The 14255-nt window shown below is 59.0% G+C and carries 13 protein-coding genes; 6 read left to right on the top strand and 7 right to left on the bottom strand.

Translation table 11 applies throughout. From position 1 onward, the window contains the following. The first annotated feature begins 105 nt into the window (after positions 1-105). Entirely contained in the window at positions 106-1272 is a 1167-nt protein-coding gene (gene pncB, locus BM079_RS04920) for a nicotinate phosphoribosyltransferase (protein WP_090131374.1), read from the top strand. A 71-nt stretch (positions 1273-1343) separates the two neighbouring features. On the opposite strand, the gene BM079_RS04915 is transcribed toward pncB, so the two are convergent. The 4 genes from BM079_RS04915 to gap all read right to left on the bottom strand — a co-directional run bounded on the left by BM079_RS04915 (position 1344) and on the right by gap (position 4735). After that, on the bottom strand, positions 1344-2183 hold the full coding sequence (locus tag BM079_RS04915; RefSeq protein WP_090131372.1) for a dienelactone hydrolase family protein: 840 nt from the start codon (positions 2181-2183) through the stop codon (positions 1344-1346). A 198-nt stretch (positions 2184-2381) separates the two neighbouring features. Further along, positions 2382-2699 carry a hypothetical protein gene (locus tag BM079_RS04910; RefSeq protein WP_139215259.1) on the bottom strand — a complete coding sequence of 106 codons (318 nt, stop codon included), beginning with the start codon at positions 2697-2699 and terminating at the stop codon, positions 2382-2384. Between the two features lie 240 nt (positions 2700-2939). Then, positions 2940-3620 carry a haloacid dehalogenase type II gene (locus tag BM079_RS04905; RefSeq protein WP_090131368.1) on the bottom strand — a complete coding sequence of 227 codons (681 nt, stop codon included), beginning with the start codon at positions 3618-3620 and terminating at the stop codon, positions 2940-2942. Positions 3621-3733: 113 nt separating this feature from the next. After that, positions 3734-4735, bottom strand: a complete 1002-nt coding sequence (gene gap, locus BM079_RS04900; RefSeq protein WP_090131366.1) for a type I glyceraldehyde-3-phosphate dehydrogenase — start codon at positions 4733-4735, stop codon at positions 3734-3736. A 493-nt stretch (positions 4736-5228) separates the two neighbouring features. Here gap and glk point away from each other — a divergent pair, with 493 nt between their 5' ends. The 3 genes from glk to BM079_RS04885 are packed head-to-tail and all read left to right on the top strand — an operon-like array spanning position 5229 to position 7926. Continuing rightward, positions 5229-6191, top strand: a complete 963-nt coding sequence (glk, locus tag BM079_RS04895) for a glucokinase (RefSeq protein ID WP_090131364.1) — start codon at positions 5229-5231, stop codon at positions 6189-6191. Beyond that, positions 6188-7057: a D-hexose-6-phosphate mutarotase gene (locus tag BM079_RS04890; protein ID WP_090131360.1), complete on the top strand. Its 870-nt coding sequence runs from the start codon at positions 6188-6190 to the stop codon at positions 7055-7057. Before glk ends, BM079_RS04890 begins: the two co-directional genes overlap by 4 nt. 5 nt (positions 7058-7062) lie before the next feature. Next, a complete protein-coding gene (locus BM079_RS04885; protein WP_090131357.1) occupies positions 7063-7926 on the top strand; it encodes an aldo/keto reductase in 864 nt (287 codons plus the stop codon). Positions 7927-8226: 300 nt separating this feature from the next. Here the strand turns inward: BM079_RS04885 and BM079_RS04880 are convergent, their stop codons facing one another. The 3 genes from BM079_RS04880 to zwf form a co-directional block, all read right to left on the bottom strand. Beyond that, positions 8227-8889 carry a bifunctional 4-hydroxy-2-oxoglutarate aldolase/2-dehydro-3-deoxy-phosphogluconate aldolase gene (locus tag BM079_RS04880; RefSeq protein ID WP_090131355.1) on the bottom strand — a complete coding sequence of 221 codons (663 nt, stop codon included), beginning with the start codon at positions 8887-8889 and terminating at the stop codon, positions 8227-8229. A gap of 117 nt (positions 8890-9006) precedes the next feature. Further along, on the bottom strand, positions 9007-9684 hold the full coding sequence (pgl, locus tag BM079_RS04875; protein WP_090131997.1) for a 6-phosphogluconolactonase: 678 nt from the start codon (positions 9682-9684) through the stop codon (positions 9007-9009). Positions 9685-9705: 21 nt separating this feature from the next. Further along, positions 9706-11187, bottom strand: a complete 1482-nt coding sequence (gene zwf / locus BM079_RS04870; RefSeq protein WP_090131353.1) for a glucose-6-phosphate dehydrogenase — start codon at positions 11185-11187, stop codon at positions 9706-9708. A 606-nt stretch (positions 11188-11793) separates the two neighbouring features. Here zwf and BM079_RS04865 point away from each other — a divergent pair. Both BM079_RS04865 and BM079_RS04860 read left to right on the top strand, forming a co-directional pair. Next, a complete protein-coding gene (locus tag BM079_RS04865) occupies positions 11794-13236 on the top strand; it encodes a sugar porter family MFS transporter (protein ID WP_281243935.1) in 1443 nt (480 codons plus the stop codon). Between the two features lie 167 nt (positions 13237-13403). After that, positions 13404-14255, top strand: coding sequence for a putative selenate ABC transporter substrate-binding protein (locus BM079_RS04860; RefSeq protein ID WP_090131351.1), 852 nt, complete (start codon positions 13404-13406; stop codon positions 14253-14255).

The raw sequence follows: 14255 nt of genomic DNA, 5'->3' as shown, positions 1-14255 counted from the left end.
CAGGCGCCTGGGCGTCCACGCTTCGGGATGGAGTCAGCGTAGCGGCTGCGCTATGCTGTCAAGCTATCATTTAAATGGCCATCAACAGAGATGCCGACTCGCGCAATGCTGCATTCGATTCTTGATAATGACTTCTACAAGTTCACCATGCAAAACGCCGTGGTGAAACTGTTTCCCAACGCCCATGCGCGCTACAGCTTTATCAATCGTGGCGAGCATGACTTTCCACCGGGCTTTGGCGAGCGGCTCAGGGAGCAGGTAGACGCCACGGCAGCGCTGCGGCTTACAGGCGAAGAGCGCCATTTTCTGGAAGTCACCTGCCCCTATCTCGACCCGACCTACCACGATTTCCTCGAGGGCTTTCGCTACAAGCCCCATGAGGTCACCATCGAACAGACCGGCACCGAGCTGAGCGTGACCATTGAGGGACTGTGGTATCGCACGATCCTGTGGGAAGTGCCCCTGATGACGCTGATCAGCCAGATCTGGTACGAGATGCTCGGCGAGCCGCGTGACAGTGACGAGCGGGTGGCACAACGCACGCGGGAAAAGATCGAGCACTACGGCGAGCTGGGCGTGCGCATCGCCGAGTTCGGCACCCGCAGGCGTCACTCCTATGAAGTACATGATCTGGTGGTGAGCACCCTCAAGCGCTACGGGGGCAGCACCTTTACCGGCACCAGCAACGTGCACATGGCCCATCGTCATGGCGTCAAGCCGCTGGGCACGCATGCCCATGAATGGTTCATGTTTCACGCCGCCCGCTTCGGCTTCAAGATGGCCAATACCCTCGCGCTGGAGCACTGGGTCGAGGTGTATCGGGGCGATCTGGGCATCGCACTGTCGGACACCTTCACGACCCAGGTCTTTTTCGAGGGCTTCGACAAGATGTTTGCCAAGCTCTTTGACGGCATCCGTCACGATAGCGGCGACCCGATCGAATTCGCCAAGGCCACCATCGATCACTACGAGCACTACGGAATCGACCCGCGCAGCAAGACCATCATCTTTTCCGACGCGCTCGACACCCACAAGGTCGAGAAGATCACGCGCTTTTGTGAAGGCCGGATCGGCATGTCGTTCGGCATTGGCACCAATTTCACCAACGATGTCGGTCTCAAGCCCATGAACATGGTGGTCAAGATGACCGAAACTCGTCCGGAAGGCGATCAGTGGCTGCCGGTGGTCAAGCTCTCCGACATTCGCGCCAAGAACACCGGCGATCCGGGCATGATCCACCTGGCGCGGCGCATCCTGTCCCTGCCGCAGTAAACGCGTTCTGACAGACAAGGGGACCGGCACGATAACGATCGTACCGGCCCCTTTTTTTATGGGTGGTCGCCCTACTTGGTGCTGCTCTGTGGCGCGGCAAACACCTTGTTGAAAACGTTGAGCATGACCTGCCAGCTGGCAGCGTCGGCCGCCGCGTTGTAGGCCAGCGGCAGGTCGAACTCACTGGCCTTTGCATCGGCATATGGATTGGTAAAGGCGTGCATGGCGCCGGGATACTGGATCAGCGTGGCGTCGGTTTCCACACCCTTGAAGGTATCCAGCAGGGATTCAAGCGCCGACTGCGCTACCATCTGATCGTTCAGGCCGTTCTGGATGATTACCCGTCCATCAAAGTGGCTGGGCGTTTCCACCACTTGCCCGGGGCTGCCGTGAAAGCTGACGGCGGCCTTGAACGGCATGCCATCAAGCGCGGCATTGAGCGCGATACCGCCACCGAAACAATAGCCGATGATGGCCATGCGCGAGGCATCCACACCCGGTGTCTCCTCGAGCGCATCGATGGCCGTTTCGAGATTGTGTCGAGCGCCGGGCCAGTCACTCATGACGGCTTTTGAAAAGCTGCCCGCTTCGTCGGGATGGGCTGCCGTTTTGCCGCTGCCGTACATGTCGACGGCAAAGGCCACATAACCCAGTGCTGCCAGCTGTTCGGTGCGCTGTCGAATGTAGTCGCTCAGGCCCCACCATTCATGGACCACCAGCACCAGCGGGCGCTTGCCGTCCTTGCGAGTATCCCGGGCCAGATAGCCGGTGTACTGCTCACCGTCCACACTGTAGGTCAGCGTCTGCGTTTCGACTTTCGGGCCCATCTGCCCCAGCGTGCCTTCATTCCCCCACGTATTGACGCTGGCCAGCAGCATCCCCATGCCAAGTCCCAGAAACATGGTTCTCATGACATTCCCCCTGCATTGTTATCGATTCATTATGTCCTGTTCCAGAAAACCAGTATAAGAAGACAGTTTACAAAGCGATATCACCGTATCGATGTATGAGGCCGATAACATGCAAAAGGGGCCCTGCCGATCATGGCAGGGCCCCTTCTAATGACAGGGTTTTTAGACAGGTACTGGTTACAGAATTTTCAGAAACGATCAGGCCCGACGCTGCTCGGCAAGTTCTGCCGTGGCGTGATCATCCGACCCGGTCTGTACTTCTTTTGGGGCTGCCTTCTGTGTCTGTGCTGCCGCACGTGAAATACTGGCCCGAACCAGATCACGAAGCTGATCGCAGGTGATGATGATGCGCTCGGCACGGGGCTGACCCTGCCAGATCACATCGATGACCGGATGCTCCCGTGTCTGATCGATACCGACAATACGTCCCTGCCGCTCCCGGCGTGCATCCTTCAGTGTTGATCCCAGAAGCTGATGCACACCGCTGACACATTGTTTTCCGGATACATATGGCATGGCTGGCTGACCTGTTGCTGCCACTGAACGGCAGTCATTTCGGGTGCGTTTATGCACGCAAACAGATAAATCAGGATTGACAAATTATTCGTTTTAGAGCGCAACCTTAACATAACCAACTGATCAGAACACGCGTTATTTGTCAATTAAATTGTCGCCATAATGCGACAGTTTCATGACGTTTGACGTCGTCATTCATGCCATATCAGAACATCAAAACCTTCTGATAAACCCTCATGATCAGGTGCCTTTTTCAAGCTCACGGGCAAGCTCATCAAGCCTTTCAACTTCAATGTCCGGTGCCAGGGCCGGGTCTTCGATCAGTGCCGTCTTGTCGCGATGAATCCAGGCAGCCTTCAGTCCTGCGTGACGAGCCCCCTGGATGTCCCAGTTATTGCTCGACACCAGTCTGGCATGGTCATGGGCCACATTCATGCGACGCGTCAGATGGTGATAGACCACGGGATCAGGTTTGAAGCGGCGCACGTCGTCAACGCTGACCAGTGCCTCGAAGTGACGGTCAAGCCCTGCATTGCCCAGCACCTCGTGCATGGCCCGCTCGGTGCCATTGGAGAAGGCCACGCAGCGATAGCCGGCAGCCACCAGGGACGCCAGCGCCCCGTCCACTTCTTCAAAGGCGGGCAGCCGGGAATACGCATCCATCCACTCATCCCGGGTATTGGCATCGACCTCGACGCCCTGCGCGGCAAGGGCAACGTCAAGCGCATCGCGCGTACAGACCGAAAACTCGACGTAGCGTCCCATCAGTCCGCGGCGAAAGGCCAGCTGCAGTTGACTGGCGCGCCACTGAGCGGCAACGGCCTCAGCGCTGTCGCCAAGGGTCGGACGCAGCAGGTCAGCCATGGCGCCCGGATTGATCAATGTGCCGTAGACATCAAAAGCCAGCAGTGTCTGTGTCATGTCTCCTCCGTGAGACCGTGAAATCAAAAAACGCAGCGGTCAAAAAAGGACGCCCGAAGGCGTCCCTTTACACGACCGTCATTGACGATGTGAGACCTGTGACGATGCAAGACCTAGAGCGTTTTGCCCATGGCCAGCGCCGTATCCAGCATACGGTTGGAGAAGCCCCACTCGTTGTCGTACCAGGCCATGACCTTGACCAGCTTGCCGTTGACACGGGTGTGGTTGGTGTCAAAGGTCGAGGAGCTGGGGTTATGGTTGAAATCGATCGAGACCAGCGGCTTCTCGTTGATGTTCAACACGCCCGACTTCTCGGCAGCATCACGCATGATCTGGTTGATCTCGTCGCGGCTTGTCTCACGCGAGGCGGTGAAGGTCAGATCCACCACGGAGACGTTGATGACCGGGACGCGAATGGCAAAGCCGTCCAGCTTGCCGTCGAGCTCCGGCAGCACCTTGGCCACGGCCGAGGCAGCACCGGTCTTGGTCGGAATCATCGACTGGGTCGCGCTGCGTGCGCGGAAGGGGTCTGAATGATAGACGTCAGACAGATTCTGATCGTTGGTATAGGCGTGGATGGTGTTCATCAGGCCGGTCTCGATACCCACGGTATCATTGAGGGCCTTGGCCACGGGCGCCAGGCAGTTGGTAGTGCAGGAAGCGTTGGACACAACCGTGTGGCCGGCCTCCAGCACGTTTTCGTTGACGCCGAAGACGATGGTGGCGTCGGCGTCGCCGCTCGGCCCGGAGATCAGTACACGTTTGGCGCCGGCTTCAATGTGTTTGGCTGCAGCCTCGCGCTTGGTGAAGATGCCGGTGCATTCCATGACCAGATCGACGTTCAGATCGCCCCAGGGGAGTTTGGCCGGATCACGCTCGGAAAGAATGCGAACACGGTCACCGTTGACGGTGAAGCTTTCATCATCATGAGTGATTTCAGCATTGAAATGACCGTGCGTGGTGTCGTTTTCCAGCAGCAGCGCGTTCAGCGCCGGGTCGCCCAGATCGTTGATGGCAACGACTTCGATACGGTCGCGATAGCCACTTTCGTACAGTGCACGAAAGGTATTGCGCCCGATACGTCCGAACCCGTTGATTGCGACACGAAGCGTCATGTTGTCTCCTCCTGCGATATTGGATAAAGCTCATCACCGACAGGTTAATGAGCCGCAATTCTCTCGGTTTTCGGCTCTTGAAATTCTAACGTGGGGCCATTTCTTCTGACCTCAATGGCCTGTTATCAAGCAGCGCTGACATTGATGCCCTCCATCGATCGAGCATGCATCAATACCATGATGTTCGATGCCGGCCGACTGTCGAAACAGTCTGGCCCGGCGCGGCCATTTATGCCAGAGCTCATCGTCATGAGAGCAGTTCTGCATACGCTCGATACGACAGCCCGTGGCCGAAACGCTGCCCGGGGTATTCGGCAAAACAGGTGAATCGTGTCAAACAAGGCGCAACCCGGTAAAGTCCCGACGGCAAAAGATGCTTTATGCTGTGCGACCACCTCGCATCAGCGAGTCGCTACAATGACTGATATTCTGGCGGCATCAACGAGCAGGATTTGTTTCAAAGACTTGTAGAACTTCAGGAGTATCCTTCGCCATGACACGCCCCGCCCTGGTCGGCGATATCGGTGGCACCAATGCCCGCTTCGCCCTGGTGACCCCCGGCGCCTTCGATCTGCATGACATCCAGACGCTGGCCTGTGCCGACTACGCCAACCTTGATGATGCGGTCAACGCCTACCTTGACGGCATCAACGCCGAACGCCCGAGCGAAGCCTGTCTGGCCTTTGCCTGCCCGGTACATGATGACGAAATCAAGATGACCAACAATCCATGGCGTTTTTCAAAAAACGCCATGAAACAGAGTCTCGGGCTGGATAATTTCAAGGTCATCAACGACTTTACCGCCATGGCGCTGGGTCTGCCCCATATCCCGGACGAGGATCTGGTCAATCTGGGCAACGGGCACAGCGAGCCCGGTCGTGCTCGTCTTGTCATTGGCCCGGGCACCGGCCTGGGTCTGGCGGGTCTTGCGCCGAGTCAGCGCTTCTGGATTCCCCTGTCGGCCGAAGGCGGCCATGCCAGCTTTGCCCCGGTCGATGACTTCGAGATTCGCCTGCTGCAGTGGTTCCGGGATCGATACGGCCGTGTTTCGATCGAGCGCGTGCTGTGCGGTCAGGGGCTTCTGGACATCTATACCGCCATGTGTGAGTTCGAAGGTCATGAATGCAACCTCAGCACACCGGCCTGCGTCAGTGAAGCCGCGCGCAAGGAACAGGACACGGTGGCCCACCAGGCCGTGCTGCGTTTTTGCAAGATTCTTGGCGATGCCACCGGCGATGCGGCCCTGACGCTGGGCGCCCGCGGCGGCGTCTATCTGTGTGGCGGTATTCTGCCGCGTATTCTCGACATCCTTCGAATCAGCGATTTTCGCAAGGCCTTTGCCGACAAGGGGCGAATGAGCCCCTACAATGCCGATATCGCGACCTGGGTAGTGACCGCCAAATGGACCGGACTGCTGGGCGCTGCCGAAGCACTGCACAACGAGGAGGTGACATGATCCCGGATGCATTGAGCGAGCTTTTGTCGGCCACTCGTGGGCAGCGTGACGCCACCTGGGAGGGTCGCTCGCTGTTGGTCATCAACGATGACTGGGGAGAGCTGATTATCTCGAGACACGGGGGTCATCTGCTGCACTACGCGCCGGCCGGTGAGCGCGGCTGGCTGTGGACGACCTCGACGCCGAAGGCGCCGCCGGGTGCCCTGCGCGGCGGCGTGCCGCTGTGCTGGCCCTGGTTCGGAGAGCCCGACGATGGTAACGGCCCGATGCACGGTCTGGCACGCACCGCCAGCTGGCGTATTGATGCCGTTGACGATGACGTGGAAGGCGGCGTGGAAGTTCATCTGTCCCCCGAAACCCGACTGCACGAGATGCTCTCGCCGCGACTGATCATTCATGCCAATGCCCAGCGCCTTGCCATGGAGCTTGTCACCGAGCACACCGGTGAAACCCCGGTGCGCCTGACCCAGGCTCTGCATGCCTATTTCGCTGTCCCCGATACGCACCAGTGTCGCATCGAAGGACTGGGCGGCGCGCGCTATCTCGACAAGCTGGCCGACTATGCCGAAGCAGAACAGACCGGCGTTCTGGGCATTCGCGGTGCGCTGGATCGCATTCATCACTCCAGCCGACCGCTGGTGCTTGATGACGGCCATCGGCGTCTGCGCATCGCCAAGCAGGGCAGCGACTCGAGCGTGGTCTGGCACCCGGGCGACAAACTTCCGGACGACATTCCGGCGCGCGAGCGTCTGAACTTTCTCTGCGTTGAACCGGCCTGCACCCGTCTGGACCCGGTCTGGCTTGCACCCGGCGCCCAGCATGTCCTGTCCATGCATATCAGCCCTGAATCCTCAAACGGCGAATAACCCTGATGAGCACGACATCAGCCCCTTTCGTGATCGGCCTGCGTCAGCTGCCGTACTACGACAGTCTGAAAACGCCGGAGGCCCTTGCCGGCTGGCTTCAACAACGCCTTGAAGAGGGTCTGTGTGAATTCGATCACAGTGACCTCGCAAAAGACCAGGAAGTGCTGCTGGGCCGAGCGATCCAACAACTGCCGGGCAGCAGTGCCCGGCAGTTGAAGCTCGACATGGGTGTCGGCGTGGTGCCGGCACGGCAAAACGATGACCGCTTCGGGGCCAAGTACTATGACACCCGCCCGGAATATCTTGACGAGGTCGTGGATCGCGTTCTGAAGCAGCTGGGGCTGGAGCAGCTCCATACGCTCATGCTCATGCGCCCCGATCCGCTGATGGACGTGGAAGCCACTGGGCAGGCGCTGGATGCCATTATTGCAAGCGGTCGAGCCTACCGAATCGGCGTGGCCAATTTCCTGCCCGCCCAGTGGCGTCATCTGCAGTCTGCGATGCAGACACCGCTGGCCTGTCAGCAGATGGAGATGTCGGTCGCCCGCAGCCAGATGCTGTTTGACGGCCTGTGGGACAGCCTGTTGAGAGATAACATGTCAGGCCTGGCCGGCTCGCCGCTGTGGGGTGGACGCATCTTCGAAAATCAGCTGGGTCAGGTGCTCAGGGCAATGGCCGAAACCCATCAGGTGAGTCCTGCCGGCATTGCGCTGGCCTGGCTTCACACCATCCCGGGACAACCCAGAGCCGTTGTGGGGACACTACGTCCCGAAAGGCTGCAGACGCTGGCCGGTGATGCCGGCCTGACGTTGAGTCGCCAGGAGTGGTTTGCCCTGCTGGAGGCCGTACGCGCCTATCGGGTGCCCTGAGCGCCTGTCATGCGCGCCTCCCCTCGTGAGCCCTCAGGACGGCCCAGTTGTAATAATGGGCCGTCTTCTAGTTGCCTGCGCCTTCTCTTCAACTCCCCCTCCATTCAGTAAGACAGACGTCATTAACCTCGGCGCCACGCCCCTGTCGGCCCGCACAGTTCTGTGTACCGTTTTTTTAAGCCAACAGGCCCTGCAGTACAAAAAAAGCCCGCCTCAAGGGAGACGGGCAAAGCAACAGCCGAGGCTGCCGAGAGAGCCGGTAGCGACAGGAGTATCCTGTCGTTGTGATATTCGATAGGGTCAGTGCTTGATGGTGTCGACGGTTTCACGGGCGATGGCGCGAATGCCGTCCCAGTCTTCGTTCTCGATCAGTTCCTTAGGTGTCACCCAGGTGCCGCCCACGCACATGACGTTGCGCAGACGAAGATAGTTGGCCGCATTGTCAGGTGTGATGCCGCCGGTCGGGCAGAACTGTACGTCGCCCAGCGGGCCGGCCAGCGCCTTGAGCGCCGCAACACCGCCGCTGGCCTCGGCCGGGAAGAACTTGAAGCGGCGATAACCATACTGCCAGCCGGTCAGAAGCTCTGTCGCCGTCGAGATTCCGGGCAGCAGCGGTACCGGGCTCTGAATGCCATATTCGTACAGACGATCAGTAGTGCCGGGCGTGACCACGAAATCGACCCCGGCATCCTCTGCACGGCGGTACTGAGCAGGCGTCAGGACCGTACCGGCCCCGATACTGGCTTCAGGCAGCTCGTCACGCAGGCGATACAGCGCTTCCATGGCGCAGTCGGTGCGCAGGGTCACTTCCAGTACAGTGAGACCGCCTTCATAGAGCGCACGACACAGCGGTACGGCGTCTTCAATGCGATGAATGGTCAGCACCGGAATCACCGTGGTCCGCTGACAGATACTGTCAATTTCGGTCGTACGTGTGGACGGGAGCTGCTTGTCCGATGCCATGAAACCTCCTGATCGTCACCCCGGCGATATACGCCGTGCCAAACAGGCCGACGACTGCCGTCCTCGACCCGGTCCTGTTGGTTTGTCCGACGCTCTGTCGAAACATGCTTTATCGTGTCATGGCGCCCAGTAAAGTGCCAGCGGCGCATCAAGAAATGCCCGGATCGGCAATTCAAGACAGTCGCTGCCGGACATGGCACGTGCCAGTACCGCTTTCTTGTCGCCACCATTGAGATGGAGATAGCGACGACGTGAACGCATGAGGCGCTCACGCGTCAGCGAAATACGCGGCTGCCCGACGCTGGGTGCATGAGCGGCGATCACCATTGCCTCGCTTTCAAGACCGTCAGCCAGCTGCTCGCTGTCCGGAAACAGCGATGCCGTATGTCCGTCGCCGCCCATGCCCAGAACGACCACGCTGGCAGGCCAGGTCAGGGCGGCCAGGCGCTGACCGACTTCTTCGGCGCCAGCCTCGGGCGTTGCCTCATCGTTGACCAGCGGCTGAAAGCGGGCCTCGGCGGCGGCATTGATCAGCATGTGAGTCCGCACGAAGCGATCGTTACTGTCCTCGTGATCGGTCGGCACCCAGCGCTCATCGGCCAGCGTAATGTCAACCCGCGACCACGGCAGCTCCATCCGGCTCAGCGCCTGCATGAACGGCTTTGGCGTGCTGCCGCCCGACAGCACCAGTGTCACTCGCTCCTGCTGCTCGAGATCTTCCCTGAGCGCGCCGGCTACGCTGACCGCCAGATCATGAGCCACTCGAATACGCGTGTCTGCCTCAGTCGTTTTCATAATCATCAGTCGTTTTCATGATCAATAGTCTTCATACCAGCTGCGTCCGTCCTGAGTGATCATCCCGATGGAGGAGACCGGCCCCCATGAGCCTGCCGGATAGCGCTTGGGCACGATATCACGTGCTTCCCAGCCCTGGATCAGGCGATCAATCCAGCGCCATGAGTATTCGATCTCGTCGCGGCGCACGAACAGGTACTGCTGGCCTTTCATGACCTCGAGCAGCAACCGCTCATAGGCGTCCGGAATACGTGCCGACGGGAAAGCCTGATGAAAATCCAGATGCAGCGGACCGGTCCGCAGGCGCATACCCTTGTCCAGACCGCTGTCCTTGGTCAGCACCTGCAGGGCAATTCCCTCATCAGGCTGCAGGCGGATGATCAGTTTGTTGGCCGCCATGTTTCGCTGATCATTGTCAAAGATGTAGTGCGACTGCGGCCGGAAGTGAATCACGATCTGCGACAGTTTTTCCGGCATGCGCTTGCCGGTACGCAGATAAAAGGGCACACCCGCCCAGCGCCAGTTCTGGATCTCGGTCTTGAAGGCAACAAAGGTTTCGGTGCGCGAATCAACGTTGGCGCCTTCTTCCTCGAGATAGCCCGGCACTGATTTACCGTTGATGGTACCGGCAATGTACTGACCCCGGACCACATCGGTATCCAGACGCGCGCCCTCGAACGGGCGCAGCGCCTTGAGCACCTTGACCTTTTCATCGCGAATGCTGTCGGCATCAAGATTGGAAGGTGGGTCCATGGCGATCATGCACAAAAGCTGCATCAGATGGTTCTGCACCATGTCCCGCAGCTGACCGGCCTGATCGAAATAGCCCCAGCGCCCCTCGATGCCAACCGTCTCCGCCACGGTAATTTCCACGTGGGAGATATGGCTCTGGTTCCACTGGCTACCGAACAGGGGGTTGGCAAAGCGCAGGGCCAGAAGGTTCTGCACCGTTTCCTTGCCCAGATAGTGGTCGATGCGATAGATGCGACTTTCATCAAAGACGGCGCCGATGGCGTCGTTGATCTCCTCGGAAGTCTGCAGCGAATAGCCGATCGGTTTTTCAACCACCACGCGCGATTCATCGTCCAGACAGCCGCTTTTGGACAGGTTGGCGCAGATATCGCCATAAAGGCGCGCCGGTACCGACAGATAGATGGTCAGCGGTCGCGGGCTGTTGCCGTGCCATTTGGCAATCCGGTTGTAACTCTCGGGGGAGGAAAAGTCGATTTCGATATAATCCAGCCGCGCCAGAAACCGATTCATGCTCTCCTCGGTACGCTCATCGGCACGTACCCGGGTTTCCAGTGCATCGCGAACGCGAGCGCGGAAAGCATCGTTATCGTACTCCTGACGGGCCAGACCCAGAATGCGGGTCTCCGGCGCCATCAGCTCTTCGCGATCCAGATGGTAAAGCGCGACATACAGCTTGCGCAGGGCCAGATCCCCCAGCGCACCGAAAAGCGCCAGATCGACAGCAGTACTGTTGTCGTCATTCACACTCATGCCGTGCTCCCTTCCCGGTTTGGTAGATTTCCGACAACGTTAGACATCAGGGCATCATCCTCGCAATACGTTGCTTCTTGCATCAGGGCAGCAGACATCGGCGCTCTCATCCGCCCCTGCAGGTGCAGGCACTGTTGTCGCCGCACCTCTGGCGTGGCAGGCAGCCCGTCTGCACGGTCATGGTCACGTGCCATCCGGACCGTGTGCCATGTGACAGGATAGTTCGGCAACATCCAGGCTGCATAAAGCCCTAATGATATCAGCACTATTGCGCATTGGGGATGAGATTTTCAGAGCCTGCCGCGCAATAAGGCGGCCTCATTATGGCCGCGATATACACCTTTGGTCTAACAGGACATGATAATCGCTGGCCTTACCCTGCCTTAACGATTTTATTATGGTGCGTATGATTCATGATGCCACCAGCCGCCGACCGGCGATCACGCCTTTCGATACCGCAAAAGTACGGTTTCCCACCGGGGACCGCCCTCTGCATGTGACCTCAAATGCCCATAATGGCGCAGTACACAGACAGCGGCGCTGGTAGCTTATGGCTGACACGATTAAGCAAATCTCTCTTACTGTCGCTGAACAAGGAAGAATGACATGGTAGGTCACGCGGGGGGCAGCTCAGGCGCTGCCCAGCAGGCTCAGGCGAAACCTGATGCTGTCAGGAATGCCGATATTGTCCCCATGGTATGGCTGAGCTGTGGTCTGGCCGCTTTGGCCGGACTTCTTTTTGGCATGGATATCGGGGTCATTTCGGGCGCCCTGCCCTTTATCGTCAACGAATTCCATGTCTCTACCCTGATGGAAGGCTGGATCGTCAGCTCCATGATGGTCGGTGCCGCGCTGGGCGCCCTGGGTGCCGGCGCCATCTCGCAGCGCTTTGGCCGTAAAAAGGCGTTGCTCTACAGTTCGCTTTTGTTTTTCGTCGGCGCTCTGGTGGCGGTTGCGGCCACCAGCCCGCACATTCTGGTCGTTGCCCGTATCCTGCTGGGCCTGGCGGTAGGTGTGGCGTCCTTTACAGCGCCGCTGTATCTCTCCGAAGTGGCGCCCGAGCGTATCCGGGGCACCACCATTTCCTTCTATCAGCTGATGGTAACCATCGGTATTCTCGCCGCCTTCATGTCCAACCTGGCCTTCAGCTATATCGAGAGCTGGCGCTGGATGTTCGGCGTTCTGATGATTCCGGCCGCCATGCTGTTCATCGGCGTTCTCATGGTCCCCAATAGCCCGCGCTGGCTGGCCTCGCGCGACCGCTTTGAAGAAGCGCGCGAAGTGCTCAACAAGCTGCGCAGCAGCAAGACCGAAATCGATTACGAGATGGGGGAAATCGAGGAGAGCATCAACGCCGAACAGAAAAGTCGCGGCTTCCAGATGTTCAAGGAAAACCCCAATTTCCGCCGTTCGGTGATGCTGGGCATCTGCCTGCAGCTGGTACAGCAGTTCACCGGCATGAACGCCATCATGTATTTTGCCCCACAGATCTTCCAGATGTCCGGCTTTGAAGGCACCGCCGCCCAGCTCTGGAGTACCGTGGCGACCGGTCTGGTCAACGTGCTGGCCACTTTCATTGCCATCGGCTTTGTCGATCGTCTGGGCCGCAAGCCGATTCTCTATGCCGGGTTTACCGTCATGGCCGCCAGCATGGCCGTTCTGGCCTCGATTCTGGTTATCGGCCCCACCACGACCCTTCTGCAGTACACTGGCATGGCGTCGCTGCTGATCTTTGTGGCCGGCTTTGCCATGTCGGCAGGACCGCTGATCTGGACCCTGTGCGCCGAAATTCAGCCACTCAACGGCCGTGACTTCGGCCTGAGCTGCTCCACGGTCGCCAACTGGGTCGGCAACTTCGCCATTGGTCAGTTCTTCCCGGTCATGATTGCCGCCATCGGCGGGGCCATGACGTTTGGTATCCTGTCGGTGCTCAACGTGGTCTTCATCATCTTCACCCTGCTGCTGATTCCCGAAACCAAAGGGATTTCGCTGGAAAAGATCGAGAAAAATCTGATGAGCGGCAAACCGCTCAAGAATATCGGCAGCTGAAAGCATTCCTACTGCCGCTACGATCTGCCCCTCTCCTGCGAGAGGGGTTTTTCATGTCTGCCCGATGGCCCTGACGCCACAAACACATAAGTAGTACCGTATATAAGCAGCGGAGCGTGATAACATTCGCGGTCTCCCCTACTCGACGCTTCTGAGGAGTTTCCCCGATGCGCAGGCTCTTTGCCCTCTCTCTCGTGCTGCTGAGCACCACCGCCGCTGCCGACACCTTCCGATTTACAGCCATTCCCGACGAAGACGAAGCAAGGCTGGTCGAGCGCTTTGACAAGGTGGCCGACTATCTTTCCGAGCAGACGGGCCTGGATGTCGAGTATGTCCCGGTCAAATCCTACGCCGCTGCGGTCAGTGCCTTTCGCAACGACCAGGTCCAGCTGGCCTGGTTTGGCGGACTGACCGGCGTACAGGCACGCCGGATCGTGCCCGGCTCGAAAGCCATTGCACAGGGCAAGGAAGACGCCGAATTCAAGACCTATTTCATTGCCAACGCCGATACCGGATTACAGACCGATCAGTCCGAGCTGACAGAGGCGATCAAGGGCAAGACCTTTACCTTTGGCGCCAAGACTTCGACTTCCGGTCGCCTGATGCCCGACTACTACCTGCGTGAGCGTTTCAATGAGGCGCCAGAAAAAGTGTTTTCCCGCGTGGGCTATTCGGGCGATCACACCCGCACCATGGCGCTGGTCGAGTCGGGGGCCTTTGATATCGGCGCGCTCAACTACACTGTCTGGGACGCTGCCGTGGCAGATGGCCGCGTGGACACCGACAAGGTCCACGTCATCTGGTCAACGCCGAGCTACCCGGATTATCAGTGGACCATCCGTGGCGATGTCGATGGCCACTACGGCGCCAACACTACAGAGCATGTGCAGAAGGCATTGCTGGACATGACCGACCCCGATCTTCTGGCCAGCTTCCCGCGTGAAGGGTTTATCCCGGCCTCCAATGATGACTACACGCCCATCGAGAACGTCGGTGAAGCACTGGGGCTGCTGCGATAA

It is taken from the genome of Kushneria avicenniae (assembly GCF_900112585.1).
Taxonomy (GTDB): domain Bacteria; phylum Pseudomonadota; class Gammaproteobacteria; order Pseudomonadales; family Halomonadaceae; genus Kushneria; species Kushneria avicenniae.
Note: the sequence above shows the minus strand (reverse complement) of the source record. Positions and strands in the feature narration are given on the sequence as shown.